This is a genomic window from Kitasatospora sp. NPDC056076, assembly GCF_042266305.1.
Classification (GTDB): Bacteria; Actinomycetota; Actinomycetes; order Streptomycetales; family Streptomycetaceae; genus Kitasatospora.
The window spans coordinates 15,919-33,010 of sequence record NZ_JBHJWG010000017.1; the positions used below are offsets into that span (position 1 = coordinate 15,919).

Here is a 17,092-nt window from a genome sequence, read left to right on the forward strand (position 1 = left end):
TGCAGGGAGCGTGTGGGAATGTCCCGCCCGCGTGGTCACCCGGTGAGGCGAACCGGTAGCGTGGGCGCGACGTCCAAGGAACTGTGATGCTCCCAAGAACCGACGAGATGTGGTCCGCCGCCAGTGCGCGGTCCTGCACAGGTGAGGAATCGCGTTGAGTCAGCGCCGCTCGTACAACTCGGGTGACTTCAACCTGGACGACCTGTTCCGCCCCGAGCCCGGCCAGCCCCAGGGCCAGCCGGGCCAGCAGCAGGGCCCCACGGCCGTGCCGCCGGTGGGCCGGCCGTCCGGGCAGCCCGAGTACCTCGGCGAGGGCGCGCAGGCGCCGCCGACCCAGGCGATGCCCCCCCAGCAGCCCGCCTGGGGTGCACCGCCGCAGGCCGGTTACGGCGCCCCGCAGCAGGCCCAGCCGGCCCCCGAGACCCAGCACCTGCCGCCGTACCCGGCCGGCGGCCCGCAGGGCGGCTACTCGGCGCCGCAGCCCGGCTACGGCGTCCCGCCGCAGGCCGCGCCCGGCTACCAGGGCTACCCGCAGGCCACCCAGCCGCAGCTGCCGCAGCACCAGCAGCACCAGCAGGCGGGCTACCCGGCTCAGGGCTACCCCCAGCCGGACGGCTACGCCCAGGACGGCTACGCCACCGACGGCTACGGGTCGGACGGCTACCGGCCCGACCAGGACGCCACCCAGGCGGGGCGCGGCGGCCGCGGCGGACGCTCCTCCAACAAGCTGGTCATCGGCGGCGTGGTCGCGGGCTTCGCGGCGGCCGGCGTGCTGGTCGCCGTGCTGATGAGCGGCGGCGACGACACCACCAAGAGCGGCCAGAAGACCGCCCCGGTCGCGGCCACCGGCGGCACCGCCACCGGCGCGGCCGGCGCGAGCGGCTCCGGCGCCGCCGCCGACCCGGAGGTCAAGGCGCAGGCGCAGCCGCTGTCCGACCTGCTGGGCACCGCGAGCGACAGCCGCAGCGCGGTGGTCTCGGCGGTCGCCTCGGTGCAGAAGTGCGACAAGCTGCCCGATTCGCAGCAGGCACTGGCCGCCGCGGCCGGCAAGCGGCGCGAGCTGCAGACCAAGCTCGGCCAGTTGAAGACCGACAAGCTGCCCGGCGGCCAGCAGCTGGTCGAGCAGCTCAACGCGGCCTGGACGGCCTCGGCCCAGGCCGACGACGAGTACGCGGCCTGGGCGACCGACGCCCAGTCCTCCTGCGACCCGAAGAAGCCGGACACCGGCAACCAGCACTACAAGAACGCCGTGCAGGCCAGCGGCACGGCCACCACCGCGAAGAAGCAGGCCTCGACCCTGTGGAACGCGATCGCCACCCAGACCGGCCTGCCCAGCCGCGGCGACGGCGACCTGTAGCGGGACCCCCGGAACACCGGAGGGCGGGCCCGCGCGGGGCCCGTCCGTCCGTGTGCCGTACGCGGTCCGGTGCGGTGCGGGGTGCGGTGCGGGGCGGGGGAGGAGGGATCAGGACGGGCTGCGGGCCCCGGTGAGGACCCAGCGGACGTCCACGAAGCCCGGCTGCTGCAAGGTCATCCGGCCGCCCTTGACCACCTGGTAGGTGACCCAGGTGTTGACCAGCCGGGGCGACTCGGTGCTGGGCAGCATGTTGGTGGTGCCCCAGTTCAGCGGCGGGGTGAGGCCGACGTCGATGCCCTCGCCGCTGTCCAGCAGGGCGTCGATCGACTTCGCCTCGATCGGCCTGCCGGCCGCGGCGAGCTTCTCCACCACCACCCGGAACACCTCGTAGGCGACCCAGGTGGTCTGCACGCCCGGGTCGGAGACGTCGATGGCGTTCCCGTCGGTGGCCTGGGAGCGGACCACCGCGCGCAGCCCGTCCCAGGTCTTGGCCGACTCCGGCGGGTACCAGCTGGTGACGAACGCGCCGGCCAGCGGGCCGGCGTCGCCGCCGGTGGAGTCGACCACCGACTGCTGGACGCTGCCGATCACCGAGGCGATCCGGGTGTTCTTCACGTTCTGCCGCCGGTAGGCGTCCAGCAGGTTGCTGGTCGGCTCGGCGGCCAGGGCGCTGGTGACGCAGTTGCCCGGGTCGTCCCTGCCGATCGCCTTGCGGACCACCTGGCTGTAGTCGGAGGACTGCTCGGGCGCCTTGACGTCCAGCAGTTTGATGCCGGCCGGCTTGAGCGCGTTGCCCAGGTAGCCGAGCAGGTTGTCACCGGCCGGGGTGTCCGGGCGGATCAGCGAGACGGCCTTGCAGCCGGCGTCGACCAACTGCCGGCCGCTGCCCGCGATCAGCGCGGGCATGCCGCCGTCCACCGGGTAGGACAGCGGGCTGGAGAACTCGGGCTGGGACAGGCCGTAGCCGCCGATCAGCGGGATGCCGGCGCGCTCCAGCATCGGCATGAAGGCGTCGCCCCACTGGCTGTAGGAGCCGAGCACGGCCACCGCCTTGGCGTCCACCGCCTGCTGGGCGCAGGCCTTGGCGCCGTCGGCGGTGTTGTGCTCGTTGCAGGTGATCACGTGCAGCCGGTGGCCGCTCAGACCGCCCTTGACGTTGACGTCCCGGCCGATCGACTCGGCGAGCGCGGTCATGCCGGGACGGTCCGCGGAACCGGTGCCGGACGGGGCCCAGGTCATCACGGTCAGGTCGTCGGCGCCGGTGGAGGCTCCGGCCGGTCCGCCGCACGCGGAGGCCGAGAAGAGGGTGGGGAACAGCACCGCGGCGGTCACCGCGGCGGCGATCGGGCGGCGCGGGCGGCGTCCGCTGATCGTGGGACGGGCCCGGGACGAGTCCCTTCGGCGGGTCATCGGTCTTCCCTCTCTGGGGCGCCATCCGGCGCACCGGGGGACAGCCAAGCCCCGGAGCCACAAGCCGAGAGGGACGAAATGTGAACGCCCGGCCAACGGACGCCGAAATCCGGGGCGGTACGCGTGTAGATCGCGAGTGGAGCACGAACAGACGGGGAACGTACGATCGTTCACCATGTCCGCCAGCACAGATTCTTCGCACCGGTCCACCCGAAACCCTTCTCGTCCGGGCCACCGCTCCAGCACGATGGGCGGCATGCCGCTCAACGACCTGCCCTGGTGGCGCTGGCGAGCCCGACTCCGCTCGGCGCTGCACATGCTGTCCGACCCCGGTTTCCAGCACGAGGCCTGGCTCACCGGCCGGGAGGGCTACGGCGATGTGACCGACGCCGTCTACCGGCTGGTCGAGGACACCTGGCTGGACCGCTGGTCCGCCGAGAAGTACGTGGGCACCATCTTCCGCGACTCCGCCGAGGCCGCCCTGGTCGACGTCGCGGTGCTGCGCGCGGTCCAGATGCTGCACGAGGTCGGCGCCGACGCCCCGGCCTCCGCCTACCTCGGCCACCCCGGCTGGCCCGAGACCGTCCGGGCCGCCCGCGAGGCGCACGTCGCCCTCGCCACCGGGGACGGGGACGACCCGGACGCGACGCCCAAGTCCCTCGACGTGCTGCGCATCCTCACCCAGGTCTGAGCCGTTCCACCGGCCGGTGCCGTCCCGCAGTACGGGCAGCGGGGCGGCGGCTGTCCAGGATGTGACACGCTGGACCATTCACGCACGTCACCAGTTCAGAACGGGATACCCGCAGTGGAACAGCAGCCGGCCAGCGCCCAGTACGTCCTCACGCTGTCCTGCCCCGACAAGCAGGGCATCGTCCACGCTGTCTCCAGCTACCTCTTCATGACCGGCTGCAACATCATCGACAGCCAGCAGTTCGGGGACGGGGACACCGGACTGTTCTTCATGCGGGTGCACTTCTCCGCCCCCGAGCCGGTCACCGCAGACAAGCTGCGGGCCAGCTTCGCCGCGATCGGCGCCTCCTTCGGGATGGACTGGCAGATCCACCCGACCGAGCAGCGGATGCGGATCGTCCTCATGGTCAGCAAGTTCGGGCACTGCCTGAACGACCTGCTCTACCGCACCCGGATCGGCGCCCTGCCGGTGGAGATCGCCGCGGTGGTCTCCAACCACACCGACCTCCAGGACCTCACCGAGAGCTACGGCATCCCCTTCCGGCACATCCCGGTCACCCGGGACACCAAGGAGGAGGCGGAGCGGCAGCTGCTCGACCTGGTCGAGAAGGAGAACGTCGAACTGGTCGTGCTGGCCCGCTACATGCAGGTGCTCTCCGACCGGCTGTGCACCGAGCTGTCCGGCCGCGTGATCAACATCCACCACTCCTTCCTGCCGAGCTTCAAGGGCGCCAAGCCGTACCACCAGGCGCACGCCCGCGGCGTGAAGCTGATCGGTGCGACCGCGCACTACGTCACCGCCGACCTCGACGAGGGCCCGATCATCGAGCAGGAGGTGGCCCGGGTCACCCACGACGTCAGCCCGGACCAGCTGGTCGCGCTCGGCCGGGACGTCGAGTGCCAGGCGCTGGCCCGCGCGGTCAAGTGGCACAGCGAGCACCGGGTGCTGCTGGACGGGACCAGGACGGTCGTCTTCGCGTAGCCGCCCCGGGGCGGGTCAGGGCCGCGCCAGCAGCGGCAGCGCGTGCAGCACCTCGCGCACCGCGGCCCGGTCGCCGTGCTCGCCCACCGGCAGCCGGTCCGGGTCCCGGTGCGCGGCCGCCAACTGGCACAGCTCCAGGCCGTCCAGCACCATCGAGGCCACCGGCTCCCCGGCGGCGGGACCGGCCGACCGCGCCGATCGCGCCAACCAGGTCGATCCGGCGGGACCGGCCGGTCCGCTCGGTCCGCCGTCCAGCGGCACCAGCCACTCGCCGGCCGCCGGACCGTCCACCACCAGCCGCACCCGCCGAACGGTCCGACCGTCCCCGGACGGCGCCCCGGCGGGCGCGGGCCGCGCCGCGCGCAGCCCCGCCAGCGCCCGCGGCAGCAGCCGGACCACCAGCTCCACCATCTGCCGCAGGTGCTGCGGCGCCGGCGGAGCGTACGGGTAGGCCACCGCGCGGGCCACGTCCTCGCCGTGCACGAAGCACTCCAGGGCGCGTTCCACGAAGGCGTCGCGCAGCGGCAGCACCGCGAAGCCGAGGTCGACCGGGGTGCTGCCCTGCGGCGCCAGCGCGGCGCTGCGCACCAGGTCGTGGGTCTGCTGCCGCCACCGGGCGCGCACCGACCGGGGCGGCAGCCCGGCCTGGTCGGCGAGCAGCCGGGCGGTCCGCGCCGCGTCCGCCGCGTACCGGCCGCCCTGCGGGGGCACCCGCGGCGCCGGGACGCCCGCCTCCTGCGGCGGCACCCGCCGCTCCGCGCCCGGGACCGGCCCGGGTCCGGCGGCGGCCGGCACCGGGTCGGGCAGGCCGAGGGCGAGCGCCAGGAAGCCGTCCGCCGCGGTCAGCCGGCCCAGCACCTCGGCCGGGCGCAGCAGCTCGGTGCCGCCGTGCCACGGCAGTTCGGCCACCTCCTGCCACTCCTCCGGGCCGAGGTCGCGCAGCAGCGCGTCCAGCTTGGCGGTCTCCGCGGTGTACGGCATCCCCCAGGCGGGGACGGGCAGTTCGGCCGGGCGGCTGGCCAGGCACCAGTCCAGCACCTGCTGGCGCAGCGAACCGGGCTGGTCCAGCGGCTCGTCCAGGGAGAGCCAGCCGGCCGCCTCGCGCAGCCGGTCCGCCTCGTCGGCGCACTCCGGGCAGGCCGGCAGGTGCTGCTCCAACTCGGCGGCCTCGCGCGGCGGGCAGGCGCCGAGGGACCAGGCACCGAGCAGCGAGCGCAGGGCGTCGTGCCGCTCCTCGCTCATCCGCCCGCGCACCTCTCGACGGTTCGCACGCTCACCTTCACCTGCCCCCGTTCCCGTTCCCGTCCCCGTGCTCCTGGCGGGCGCGTTCGTCGGCCAGTTCGGTGGCCAGCAGCTCCAGGCCGAGCCGCATCCGCTGCTTGGCGGCCTGCTCGCTGATGCCGAGCAGTCGGGCCGTCTCCTGGTAGGTACGGCCGTCGTAGTACGTCACCGCGATGGTCTCACGCAGGGGTTGGGGCAGGGAGTCGACCACGTACTGCATGCGCGCGGCGGTGGCGACGGCCCGGATCTCCCGCTCGGCCGCCCCGCCGTGCTCCGGCGCCAGCTCGGCGCCGCGGCGCGCCCGCAGCCGTTCGACCGCGCGGCGGTGGGTGAGCGCGCCGAGCCAGGAGCGCAGCGAGCCCCGGGCGGGGTCGAAGTCCCCGGGGTGCTCCCAGACGTGGGCGAAGACCTCCCGGGTGAGCTGGGCGGCGGCCGCCTGGTCGGCGAGTATCCGGCCGGCCAGGCCGTGCACCATCGGGGCGAGCCGGTCGTACAGTTCGCCGAGCGCGGTCTCCTCGCCGCGGGCGAGGCGTCGCTGCAACTGCTCGTCCCAGCGCGGGATCCCGTCCGGGGTGGCCATCGAGAACCACCCTCCTGACCGGTTCGCTGGCGTTACCCAACGGTATCCCCTGGCCGGTCCGCGGCGGGAGGGATTCGGGCAAGAACGGAACCCGGTCTCGTGGTTCGCCGGTGCCGGTGTGGTTGCCGATGCCGATGCCGATGCCGGTGCCGCCGTCGCCGATGATGATGCCGGTGCCGCTGTTCGAGACCCGCTGGACATATGTCGTACGGGTGGTTCGCGAGTGGCGGGCGGGGCGGCGGGGGCGTCCGGCGGTAGGTTCCCGCCCAGGGCGGGTCCGAACAGGCCCCGCGGGACCGGCGTCGGCCCGGGCCGGACGAGTGCCGGTGCGAGGCTCGCGAGAGTGAGCGGGACAGTATGCACTGCCCTGTCCCCCGATCGCCGGAATATGCCCGAAGCGCTTGCTGCGGTCCGTCCGCCCACCCATCCTGAGGCGTATTCGTGTCGCGGTCGTTGTACGACCGACGAGTTGACGCGGGCGAGTGGCGCGGGCGGACGGGTCGGCGAGTGCCCGAGCGGGCACCGGGTGGCCCCGGTGGTCCCGGGCGGTCCCAGGTGGCACCGGTGGTCCCGGGTGGCACCAGGCGAAGTGCGAGGGCCCCGCCGGCCGGCTGATCCGGCCCGATCGGGACGTTGGCCGAACTGCGAGTGCAGGTGGTGGAGCGGTGCAGGTTCTTCAGGTACAGCTTGCGGTGCAGGCGGACCCCGCCGAGGTCGGCCGGGCCCGGCGGTGGGTGCGCTCGCGGCTGCTGAACCACGGGGTGGACCCGGACGCGCCGATGGCCGAGACGGTGGTGCTGGTGGTCTCGGAACTGGTGACCAACGCCGTGGTGCACACCGGCTGTCCGGCAGTGCTGAGACTCTGCCTGCCGGTGGCCGAGGGCCCGGCGCAGGACGTCCCGCCCGGCCCGCTGCGGGTGGAGGTGGCCGACGCGAGCCGGGCCGCCCCGGCCCCCCGGCACGCCGGGGCGGACGAGGACGCCACCAACGGGCGCGGACTGGAACTGGTCGAGCTGCTCTGCGACCGCTGGGGCTGGTACCCGGACGGTTCGGGCAAGCGGGTCTGGTGCGAGATCGGCGCCGGGGCGCGGCCGGTCGATCCGATGGCGGGCGTGGACTGGGCGGCCCTGGCGCAGTGATCGGGCGGACCCGGCGCGGTAACTGAGCGGACCCGGCGTGGTGGCGGCCTCCGGCGGCGCTCACCGGCCGAAAGGCGATCACCGGCCGAAAGCTGACGCAACCATTCCGAATTTCGGACTAGCCATTGACGTGACGTATCCGACTGATCACGCTTGGGTGCGGCTCCCGTTGCGAGGGGACGCCGAGGGAACGTCCGTCCGCCGTCACGGTGCTGCTGTCCAGGGGGATCGCGTCAGCAGGGGGGATCGTGGACTGCCGGTCGCGGACGGCTCCTCGGCGAGTGCGGAGGGCCCGGCGCGGGTTCAGGGCCCGTGCGCCGTGATCGGACGGCGGCCCGGCACGCTGCGCTCGGCGCGCAGGCGGCCGGCCGTCGTCCGTGGTGCCCGCTCCGGACGATCGAATTCCGGCCAGGCGGCTCCACCCGCCCGTCCCGGTTTCACCCGCCCGTCCCGGTGCGGCCGTTGTCCGTTCCGGTGCGGCCGTTGCTCAGAGCGGGGCGGTCCGGAAGGTGCGCCGGTAGGCGCTCGGGGCCACGTCCAGCCGGCCGCGCAGTTGCAACCGCAGTGAGGCGGCGGTGCCGAAACCGGACTCCCGGGCGACCTGGTCGATCGTCAGGTCCGTGCGCTCCAGCAACTGCCGGGCCCGCTCGGTGCGCTGGGTGGTGATCCACTGGCCGGGGCTGGCGCCGGTCTCCTCGCGGAAGCGCCGGGTGAAGGTCCGCACGCTCATGCCCGCCCGCTCGGCGAGCCGGTTCAACGGCAGCGGCCCGTCCAGGTGCTCCAGCACCCAGGCGCGCACGGCGGCGGTGCCGGCGCCCCCGGTCTCCACCGGGCTCGGGGCCTCCACGTACTGCTTCTGGCCACCGTCGCGCCAGGGCGGCACCAGGCAGTTGCGGGCCACCGCGTTGGCGACCGCGCTGCCGTGGTCGCGGCGCACCACGTGCAGGCAGAGGTCCACCCCGGCGGCCACCCCGCCGGAGGTGAGGACGTCGCCGTCGTCGGTGTAGAGCACGTCCGGGTCCAGCCGGACCTTCGGGAAGGCCCGGGCGAAGCGCTCGGTGTAGCGCCAGTGGGTGGTGGCCGGGCGGCCGTCCAGCAGACCGGCGGCGGCCAGCAGGAAGGAGCCGGTGCAGATCGACATCAGCCGGGCACCGGGCCGGATCCGCCGCAGGGCGGCGGCCAGTTCGGGGGTGAAGGCGGCGTCCGCACCGTCCGGGGCGGCGTCGTGGGAGGCCGGGACCACCACCGTGTCGGCCCGCTCCAGCAGTTCGGGCCCGTGGTCGACCGAGATCCGGAAGTCGGCGCTGGTGGCGACCGGTCCGCCGTCCAGGGTGCAGGTGGCCACCCGGTAGAGCGGCCGGCCGGAGCCGTCCTTGGCGTTGCCGAAGATCCGCGCGGGGATGCCGAGTTCGAAGGCGATCACACCCCGCAGGGCGAGTACCGCAACGAGGTGCGTCATGCCGTTCCTTTCCGGGGGCCCGCCCGGGGTGCGGCCGGGCGGTGCGGGCGTGCGGGCGTGCGGGCGGTGCGGGCTGGCGTGCGGGCGGGCGGTGCGGGGTCCGGGCCAGGGTACGCGCCGGGCGTGGCCCGATTCTTGCGAAAGCTGTCATTCGGGCCACTCGTCCGGGCGGCGCCCGCCCGGGAGACTCGTCCACGTGACCGAACGCAGTGCCCTCGCCGCCTCCACGCCCCCCACCGTCCCGATACCCGCCCCCGGCCGGCGCCCCCGGGTGCACTACGCCTGGGTGGTGGCCGCCGTCGCCCTGCTGGTCCTGCTCGGCTCGGCCGGCTTCCGCTCCACGCCCAGCCTGATGATGGACGCCCTGCACAACGAGTTCGGCTGGTCGCTCGCGACGATCGCCAGCGCCACCTCCGTCAACCTCACCCTCTACGGCCTCACCGCCCCCTTCGCCGCCGCCCTGATGGACCGTTTCGGCGTGCGCCTGGTGGTGGTCTGCGCGCTGCTCACCATCTCGGTCGGCGCCGGCCTCACCATGCTGATGCGCCAGCCCTGGCAGCTCATCCTCTGCTGGGGCGTCCTGGTCGGCCTCGGCAGCGGCTCGATGGCCGGCGCCTTCGCCACCACCATCACCGGCCGCTGGTTCCAGGCCCGCCAGGGCCTGGTCACCGGAGTGCTCACCGCCGCCGGGGCGGCCGGCAACCTGATCTTCCTGCCGGTCGGCGCCTGGCTGGTCGAACAGCACGGCTGGCGCTCGGCCGTGGTCGTGGTCTCGCTCGCGGCCAGCGCCGTCGCCGTGCCCGTCCTGCTGCTGATGCGCGAGCGCCCCGCCGACCTCGGCCTGCTCCCGTACGGCGCCACCGAGGCCCCGCCCGAGCCGGCCCGGGACGGTCGCGCCCTGGCCCGCACGCTGCGGGTGCTGCGCGAGGCCGCCCGCACCCGGCAGTTCTGGCTGCTGGCCGGCTCCTTCGCGATCTGCGGCGCCACCACCGCCGGCCTGGTCGGCACCCACTTCATCCCGGCCGCGCACGACCACGGCATGCCCGTCACCACCGCCGCGAGCCTGCTCGCCCTGATCGGCGTGTTCGACGTGGTCGGCACCGTGTTCAGCGGCTGGCTCACCGACCGGGTCGACTCCCGGCTGCTGCTCACCGTCTACTACGGGCTGCGCGGCGTCTCCCTGCTCCTGCTGCCGCAGCTGCTGGCCGGCTCGCTGCACCCGCCGATCCTCGCCTTCGTCGTCTTCTACGGCCTGGACTGGGTGGCGACCGTGCCGCCGACCGTCGCGCTCTGCCGTCGGCAGTTCGGCGAGGACGCCCCGATCGTCTTCGGCTGGGTGCTCGCCGCCCACCAGATCGGCGCGGCCGTCGTCGCCGGGCTGGCCGGGCTGGCCCGCGACGCGCTCGGGAACTACGACCTCACCTGGTACGGCGCCGGCGCGCTGTGCGCGGTCGCGGTCGGACTCTGCCTGGCGCTGCGCACCGGGCGGTCGGGCGACCGGGCGGTGCCCGCCCTGTCCTGAGGGGCGCGGGGACACGCGCGGGGAGGGGCGGGCGGATGGGACGGACGTACGTCTGGCACGTACGTCCGTCCGGCGGTGCGGGTGCCAGGTACGGACGTCCGTCTGACAGGTACGTCCGTCTGATCCGCCCATGCGCCCGGCCCGCCCGTGCGTCTGGATCGGACGTCCGTTCCAAAGGGCGCGTCCGCCCGGGCCGGAGGTGCGTCTGGCACAGCCGTCCGGCCCGTCCGGCCCGTCCGGCCCGTCCGGCCCGTCGGAGCGGAGGGCTAGGCTCCGCATTCATGGCGCTCACCTTCACTCTCGACCCGAAGCCCGACCCCGACCTGCGCACCGCCGTGGTCCGGCTGTGGACGGACGTGACCAACGCCGGCGGTGCGGTCGGCTTCGTGGCCCCGGTCACCGAGGACGAGGTCTGGGACACCGCCGACCGTCAGTTCGCCGGGCTCGCCCCGGACGGCCCCGACCGCCTCCTGGTCGCGTACCAGAGCGCGACCGGCCGGCTGGTCGGGGTGCTGTTCTTCGCGTCGATGCGTTTCGCGCCGATGGAGCACTGGCGGATGCTCAAGCGGGTCATGGTGCACCCCGACTTCCAGGGCCTCGGCCACGGTGCCGAGTTGCTCGCCGAGGCCGAGCGGGTCGCCCGCGCCTGGGGTCTGGAGTCGCTGCGGCTCACCGCGCGCGGCGGCCTGGGGCTGGAGCGCTTCTACGCCCGCTGCGGCTACCGGGAGGTGGGCCGGGTGCCGGCCGCGATCCGGGTCGCCCCCGGGGACGACCGCGACGACGTCACCATGTGGCTGGACCTGCGCCGACCGGCCGTCGAGGAGGGACGGCGGCCCCCTGGCCCGCGCCCGGTGTCAGGCATGCTTGACTGGGAGACCCGCCCCGGCTCGAACCAGAAGGATGTGTCCCAGTGAGCAGCAACGGCCCGCAGAAGTCGCACGCCACGCTCCGCTACACCTCCATGCGGGCCAGCATCTTCCTCGCCTGCCTGCTGGTCGCCCTGCTGCTCGGGCACTTCCAGGTCATCCCGGTGAGCGGTGAGTCCGGGATGATCTTCCTGTTCCTGCTGGCCGCGATCGCCTCCGCGCCCCTCAGCTACGTGCTGCTGAGCAAGCAGCGCGACGAGATGTCCTCCCAGATCACCACCAAGGTCTCCGGGATGCGCAGCCGCACCGCCGACCGGATCGCCGCGCAGAACGCCGAGGAGGACGCCGCGGACGACGCCGCCCGCGCGGCGTCCTCCCGGCAGAGCTGACCCGGGGCGCGCCCCGCCGTGCCGAACGTGCCCGCGGTACCCGCCGATCCGCACCCGAGCACGGGCATCGGCACTGACACCGGCGCCGAGACCGATACCGAGACCGACGCCAGCACCGGCGCCGGCACCGGGCGTGCCGCCGGGACGTGGCCGGCGCCCGTGCGCAGGCCCACCGGGCGGGACGTGGCCAGGCTGGCCGGGGTCTCCCAGGCCACCGTGTCGCTGGTCTTCTCCGGCGCCGAGGCCGGTCGCCGGGTCTCCGAGGCGACCCGGGCGCGGGTCCGTGAGGCCGCCCGCAGCCTGGGCTACCGCCCGCAGGCCGCCGGCCGGCAGCTGCGGCTGGGCCGCAGCGGAATGATCATGCTTGCCGTGCCCAACCTCCAGGGCCCGTTCTTCGGCCGGGTGCTGGAGGGCGTCCACCACGAGGCCGGCCGGCACGGCCTGGCGGTCGTGGTCAGCTCGGGCTGGGGCAGCGCGACCCTGGCCGAGGCCGCCACCGCGGGCCGCTTCGACGGTCTGCTGATCTGCTCCCCGGACGACAGCCAGCTCGGCGAGCTGCCGCCGGACACCCCCGCCGTCTTCCTGGACGCCGACCCCGGCACCGACCGGGCGCGCCCGACCGTCGAGCTCGACGTGGCCGGCGGGATGCGGGCCGCCGTCGAGCACCTGGCCGCTCTGGGGCACCGTCGGATCGGGCACCTGCGGTCCACCCACGCCGCGTACACGTTCCGGGTCCGGCAGGCCGCCTTCGAACAGGCCGTGCGCGAACTCGGCCTGGACGTAGTGGAGTTGGGTGTGAGCCTGAACGACGGTCACGCGGCCGCGCGGAGCGTGGCGGGGGAGCTGCTGGAACGGGCGGACCGTCCGCGCGCGGTGATCTGCGACGACGACGTGGTCGCCTCCGGGGTCTACCAGGCCGCCGCCGAGCGGGGGTTGCGGGTGCCGGACGACCTGTCGGTGGTCGGCATGGACAACGTCGCCGTCTCCGGGCTGCTCGCCCCGCCGCTGACCACCGTCGACCTGCCCGGCGAGGAGCTGGGCCGGGCGGGGGCGGCCGCGCTCGCCGGACTGCTGGCCGGCGAGCGGGTGGAACCGGTCGCGCCGCTGGCCACCTCGCTGGTGCTGCGCTCCTCGACGGCCCCGGCCCCGGCTCCGTCCCCGTCCCAGGTCCCGAACCCGGAAGCGACCTGACGGCCGCTCGTGCTGCCGCCCTGCCGGGATGGTCCCAATGAGTGAAAACCAGCCGCTGACCTCCAGCGACCCGACCGTGGTGATCGAGTACACCACCTCGCCCGACCCGTGCGTCACCGGCGCCATCACCGTGCCCGGCCCCTGCGACGCCAGCGCCCGGAGGGGTGTTCACCCTGACCTGACCTGACCTGGCCGATGGTCGCCTCGGTCGACGCCGGCAACGCCGACTTCGCCTGGAACAGCTTCGCCTACACCGCCACCGACTCCGGCGGCAGTCCGCTGCTGCCCGCCGAGCCCGCCGAGCCCGCCGAGCCCGCCGAGCCCGCCGAGCCCGCCGAGCCCGCCAAGGTCGGCGTCGGCGTGACCGCGCCCGTCCTGCCGAACAACGCGCTCGGCGACTTCGTCTGGCTCGACCGCGACGGCAGCGGCATCCAGAAGCCCGGCGCCGCCGGCGTGCCGGGCGTACGGGTCGCACTGCTGGACGGAACGGGGCAGCCGGTCCGGGACCGGACGGGCAAGCCCGTCACCACCGTCACCGACACGAGCGGGCACTACCTGTTCGACAAGCTGCCGGACGGGGAGTACGCGGTGCGCTTCGGCCTGACGACCATCCCGGACGGGGCGAAGGCCACCGTGCGCCACGCCGGTACGGACCCGGCGCTGGACTCGGACGCCGACCCGGCGACGGGGATCACCCAGACGGTGCGGCTGGAGGGCGGACGGCGGGACCTGGACCTGGACATGGGGGTGGTGCCGGCGAGTTCTCCGTCGCCTTCGCCGACGAACTCGCCCTCCCCGACCGGGTCGCCGTCACCGTCGCCGTCTCCGTCCGCCTCGCCGAGCCCGACCCACAGTCCGTCGCCGAGCGGGAGCCCGACCACGAGTGAGCCCGGCACGCCGACGCACACCCCGACGCACACGCACACGCGCACGCCCACGCCCACGCGCACCCCGTCGCCCTCGTGGACCCACGGTGGCGGACAGCTGCCCGGTACCGGCGGCAACGGGATGCTCCCGCTGCTGCTCGCCGTAACCGAACGAACGGAGGACATGACTGCGCCCGCCGGCCAGACCCCGGCGGGCGCAGTCGTCTGTGGGGTGGGGGGTCAGCCCACCGGGACGGGTTCGGCGAGCGGCGCCACCGGCGCGCCGCGGAACCAGCGCCGGGCGCCGAACAGCACCAGGCCGCCCAGGGTGATCCCGCCGGCCGCGCACACCGCGACCGGGCGCAGCGATCCCTCGGCGAGGTGGCCGGAGACCGCGTAGCCGAGCGAGTTGCCGGTGGCGAACAGGGTCACCAGCCAGGCGAAGGCCTCGGTGACCGTCCCGGTCGGGGCCAGTTCAGCGACCAGGACGAAGGCGGCCGCCAGCAGCGGGGCCAGCATGACGCCGGAGAGGAAGGCCAGTGCGGCCATCGGGTACGGGCCGGGCAGGGTGACCAGCGGCAGGTAGGAGGCGGCCATGGCGAGGGCCATCAGCCAGGTGCGGGTCGCGGTGCTCTGCCGCCAGGTGACCATGCCGTAGGCGAGCGCGCCGAGCAGGCCGCCGAGCGCGGCCAGTGCCAGCAGGGTGCCCCCGCCGCCGGGCAGGCCGTCGGCGTGCTGCTCGGCGTAGGCGATGAACAGGACGTTCTGCGCGCCGACCGCCCAGCCGGCTCCGGCGAGTCCGACCAGCAGCAGGACCAGGCCGGGGGAGCGCAGCGGGCCGAGCAGTCCGGCGGAGTGGTCGCGGGCGGGGGCGCGCCAGGCCCGGGCCGGTGCGGTGGTGGCGACCACCAGTGCACCGGCCAGTCCGAGTCCGGCGGCCACCCAGAGCGCGGCGACCGGGCTGAACAGGCCGGCGATCCCGGCCACGGCCAGCGGTCCGGCCACGTAGAGGATCTGCTGGGAGGCGGAGTCGAAGGCGTACGCGGTGTCGAGCTGCTCCTCGTCGACCACGTTCGGCCAGAGCGAGCGCAGGCAGGGTTCCAGTGGCGGCATCGCCAGGCCGGCGACGGCGGCGCCGAGCGGCGCGGCGAGCGGCGAGCCGGGGGCGAGGGCGAGCAGCGCGTACCCGCCGCCGGCCACCACGGCGGAGGCGAGCAGGACGCGCGGCTGGCCGGTGCGGTCGACGATCCGGCCGAGCACTGGCCCGCCGACGGCGGCGGCGAGCGCGTACACGGAGGTGGCCAGTCCGATCCGGCCGTACGGGACGCCGGCCTCGCGCAGGGCGAGGGCGATCACCAGGGCGGTCATACCGGCGGGCAGGCGGCCGAGCAGGGTGCCGAGCAGGAGTCGGGAGACGTGCGGGGCGCGGAGCAGGGCGAGGTAGCCCATCGGTGGTCTTCTCCGGTCAGGGCAGGGGAGGGTGGGGACGCCGTCAAAGTTATACGTATAACTGCCATTCGGTCAATCCGACCGGAAGGTGGGGCTGATGGGGCGTCAGCTTCGTTCGTGTCCGGATCTCACTGCCGGGCGGGGAGTGGCCGTGGCTCGATCTCAAACAAGTACTTTGAACATCTCAAACCTTTACTGCTAACGTATCGGCCGTGACCACCTCAGACGCACTGCGGATGCACGGCCCGGGCCCGCTGCCCGGCGCCGCCCGCCCGGGTGCGCTGAACGGTGCTGTGGACAGCCCGCGCCGTTGTCGCGCCATGAGCTGCGCAGCCATGAGCTGTATCGCGGCGGCACGCCCCTGACCGGGGTCCGTGACCTCTCCCCGTCCGGCCCCGAGCCGTGCCGCCGCCTCCGCCCCGCCCCACCGCCAGCAACGCCCTCCCCCGGAGTCGCACCCCCATGTCCACAGCGCCCGAGGCGACCTCGTCGCCGTCCCTGCTCACCCGCATCCGCAAGACACCGTTCTGGGTGCAGATCGTCGCCGGCCTCGTGCTCGGCGTCGGCCTCGGCTACCTGGCCCGCGCCGCCGACGTCTCCTGGCTGGCCACCACCCTGGAGACGATCGGCAAGATCTTCGTCCAGCTGCTCAAGCTGGCCGTGCCGCCGCTGGTCTTCACCGCGATCGTGGTGAGCGTCGCCAACCTGCGCAACGTCACCAACGCGGCCCGCCTGGCCACCCGCACGCTGCTCTGGTTCATGATCACCTCGCTGATCGCGGTCGGCATCGGCCTGGGCCTGGGCCTGCTGACCAACCCCGGCCAGGGCACCAACCTCAAGACCGACGGCCTCAAGGCGCTCGACTCCAAGGGCACCTGGATCGACTTCCTGACCGGGATCTTCCCGACCAACATCGTCGACGCCTTCGTCAAGGTGAACGTGCTGCAGATCGTCTTCATGGCGGTCGTGGTCGGCGCCGCGATCATCAAGCTCGGCACCAAGGCCGAGCCGGTCCTCAAGCTCAGCGAGACCGTGCTGGAGCTGACCCAGACCGCGCTGTGGTGGGTCATCCGGCTCTCCCCGCTCGGCACCCTCGGCCTGATCGGCAAGTCCGTCGCCAAGTACGGCTGGGACCTGCTCAAGCCCTTCGCCACGCTGACCCTCGACATCTACGTCGGCTGCGCCCTGGTGCTGTTCGTCGTCTACTCGCTGGTGCTGCGCTTCGCCGCGGGCCTCAACCCGCTGCACTTCTTCAAGGGCGCCTGGCCCGCCATCCAGCTGGCCTTCGTCTCCCGCTCCTCGGTCGGCACCCTGCCGGTCACCCGCCGCGTCACCGAGCGCCTCGGCGTCCCGAGCGAGTACGCCTCGTTCTCCGTGCCGTTCGGCGCCACCACCAAGATGGACGGCTGCGCCTCGATCTACCCGGCCGTCGCCGCGATCTTCGTCGCCCAGGTCTACAACATCGAACTGGGCATCAAGGACTACATCCTGATCGCCTTCGTCTCGGTCGTCGGCTCGGCCGCCACCGCGGGCCTCACCGGCGCGATCATCATGCTGACGCTGACCCTGTCCACCCTGGGCCTGCCGCTGGAGGGCGTCGGCCTGCTGCTGGCCATCGACCCGATCCTGGACATGATGCGCACCGCCACCAACGTCGCCGGCCAGGTGGTCGTGCCGGTCGTGGTCGCGGCGCGGGAGCGGATCCTGGACGTGGCCGCGTACAACAACCCCTCCGGGGACCTGTACGAGGAGGACGCGCCGAAGGCCGCGGTTCCGGTCGCTGCCTGATCCTCGGCACGCCGGCTGATCGTCGGCACGCCGGCCGATCGCGCTGCCTGATTCTCGGCACGCCGTTCGATCGTCGGTGCGATCGGTGCGACACGAAGGGCCCTCTCCCGGTTCACGGGGGAG

Annotated in this window: 15 protein-coding genes and 1 pseudogene; 11 read left to right on the plus strand and 5 right to left on the minus strand. The window is 74.1% G+C overall.

Annotated features, from left to right (window positions below; translation table 11 throughout):
* The first annotated feature begins 154 nt into the window (after nucleotides 1-154).
* Entirely contained in the window at nucleotides 155-1,357 is a 1,203-nt protein-coding gene (locus ACFC1T_RS16360; RefSeq protein WP_375888902.1) for a hypothetical protein, read from the plus strand.
* A gap of 108 nt (nucleotides 1,358-1,465) precedes the next feature.
* Here the strand turns inward: ACFC1T_RS16360 and ACFC1T_RS16365 are convergent, their stop codons facing one another.
* Nucleotides 1,466-2,767 carry an ABC transporter substrate-binding protein gene (locus ACFC1T_RS16365; RefSeq protein WP_375888904.1) on the minus strand — a complete coding sequence of 434 codons (1,302 nt, stop codon included), beginning with the start codon at nucleotides 2,765-2,767 and terminating at the stop codon, nucleotides 1,466-1,468.
* 175 nt (nucleotides 2,768-2,942) lie between these two features.
* Between ACFC1T_RS16365 and ACFC1T_RS16370 the strand changes: the two genes are divergently transcribed.
* Both ACFC1T_RS16370 and purU read left to right on the plus strand, forming a co-directional pair.
* Nucleotides 2,943-3,458 (plus strand): hypothetical protein, encoded by a 516-nt coding sequence (locus ACFC1T_RS16370; RefSeq protein WP_375888906.1) that lies wholly within the window; start codon nucleotides 2,943-2,945, stop codon nucleotides 3,456-3,458.
* Between the two features lie 114 nt (nucleotides 3,459-3,572).
* The gene (gene purU, locus ACFC1T_RS16375; protein ID WP_375888908.1) at nucleotides 3,573-4,439 is read left to right on the plus strand and encodes a formyltetrahydrofolate deformylase; all 867 of its coding nucleotides are present in this window, start codon (nucleotides 3,573-3,575) and stop codon (nucleotides 4,437-4,439) included.
* A 15-nt stretch (nucleotides 4,440-4,454) separates the two neighbouring features.
* Here purU and ACFC1T_RS16380 read toward each other — a convergent pair whose 3' ends face one another.
* On the minus strand, nucleotides 4,455-5,681 hold the full coding sequence (locus ACFC1T_RS16380) for a zf-HC2 domain-containing protein (RefSeq protein ID WP_375888910.1): 1,227 nt from the start codon (nucleotides 5,679-5,681) through the stop codon (nucleotides 4,455-4,457).
* Between the two features lie 37 nt (nucleotides 5,682-5,718).
* Nucleotides 5,719-6,300, minus strand: coding sequence for a sigma-70 family RNA polymerase sigma factor (locus ACFC1T_RS16385; RefSeq protein WP_375888913.1), 582 nt, complete (start codon nucleotides 6,298-6,300; stop codon nucleotides 5,719-5,721).
* A gap of 665 nt (nucleotides 6,301-6,965) precedes the next feature.
* Between ACFC1T_RS16385 and ACFC1T_RS16390 the strand changes: the two genes are divergently transcribed.
* Nucleotides 6,966-7,439: an ATP-binding protein gene (locus tag ACFC1T_RS16390; RefSeq protein ID WP_375888915.1), complete on the plus strand. Its 474-nt coding sequence runs from the start codon at nucleotides 6,966-6,968 to the stop codon at nucleotides 7,437-7,439.
* Nucleotides 7,440-7,926: 487 nt separating this feature from the next.
* Here the strand turns inward: ACFC1T_RS16390 and ACFC1T_RS16395 are convergent, their stop codons facing one another.
* Nucleotides 7,927-8,898: a GlxA family transcriptional regulator gene (locus ACFC1T_RS16395; RefSeq protein WP_375888916.1), complete on the minus strand. Its 972-nt coding sequence runs from the start codon at nucleotides 8,896-8,898 to the stop codon at nucleotides 7,927-7,929.
* Nucleotides 8,899-9,094: 196 nt separating this feature from the next.
* Here ACFC1T_RS16395 and ACFC1T_RS16400 point away from each other — a divergent pair, with 196 nt between their 5' ends.
* From ACFC1T_RS16400 to ACFC1T_RS16425, 6 genes and pseudogenes are all read left to right on the plus strand, one after another.
* Nucleotides 9,095-10,420 carry an MFS transporter gene (locus ACFC1T_RS16400; protein ID WP_375888919.1) on the plus strand — a complete coding sequence of 442 codons (1,326 nt, stop codon included), beginning with the start codon at nucleotides 9,095-9,097 and terminating at the stop codon, nucleotides 10,418-10,420.
* Nucleotides 10,421-10,701: 281 nt separating this feature from the next.
* On the plus strand, nucleotides 10,702-11,334 hold the full coding sequence (locus tag ACFC1T_RS16405; RefSeq protein WP_375888921.1) for a GNAT family N-acetyltransferase: 633 nt from the start codon (nucleotides 10,702-10,704) through the stop codon (nucleotides 11,332-11,334).
* A complete protein-coding gene (locus ACFC1T_RS16410) occupies nucleotides 11,331-11,675 on the plus strand; it encodes a DUF4229 domain-containing protein (RefSeq protein ID WP_375888924.1) in 345 nt (114 codons plus the stop codon). Before ACFC1T_RS16405 ends, ACFC1T_RS16410 begins: the two co-directional genes overlap by 4 nt.
* Nucleotides 11,676-11,702: 27 nt before the next feature.
* Nucleotides 11,703-12,866 (plus strand): LacI family DNA-binding transcriptional regulator, encoded by a 1,164-nt coding sequence (locus ACFC1T_RS16415; protein ID WP_375888925.1) that lies wholly within the window; start codon nucleotides 11,703-11,705, stop codon nucleotides 12,864-12,866.
* A 37-nt stretch (nucleotides 12,867-12,903) separates the two neighbouring features.
* Entirely contained in the window at nucleotides 12,904-13,053 is a 150-nt protein-coding gene (locus tag ACFC1T_RS16420; protein WP_375888928.1) for a hypothetical protein, read from the plus strand.
* Nucleotides 13,054-13,061: 8 nt separating this feature from the next.
* A pseudogene (locus ACFC1T_RS16425) lies at nucleotides 13,062-13,604 on the plus strand (SdrD B-like domain-containing protein); the annotation flags it as partial.
* 368 nt (nucleotides 13,605-13,972) lie between these two features.
* Here the strand turns inward: ACFC1T_RS16425 and ACFC1T_RS16430 are convergent.
* On the minus strand, nucleotides 13,973-15,181 hold the full coding sequence (locus ACFC1T_RS16430; protein WP_375888930.1) for an MFS transporter: 1,209 nt from the start codon (nucleotides 15,179-15,181) through the stop codon (nucleotides 13,973-13,975).
* Nucleotides 15,182-15,643: 462 nt separating this feature from the next.
* Here ACFC1T_RS16430 and ACFC1T_RS16435 point away from each other — a divergent pair, with 462 nt between their 5' ends.
* Entirely contained in the window at nucleotides 15,644-16,969 is a 1,326-nt protein-coding gene (locus tag ACFC1T_RS16435) for a dicarboxylate/amino acid:cation symporter (protein WP_375888933.1), read from the plus strand.
* Nucleotides 16,970-17,092: the final 123 nt, after the last annotated feature.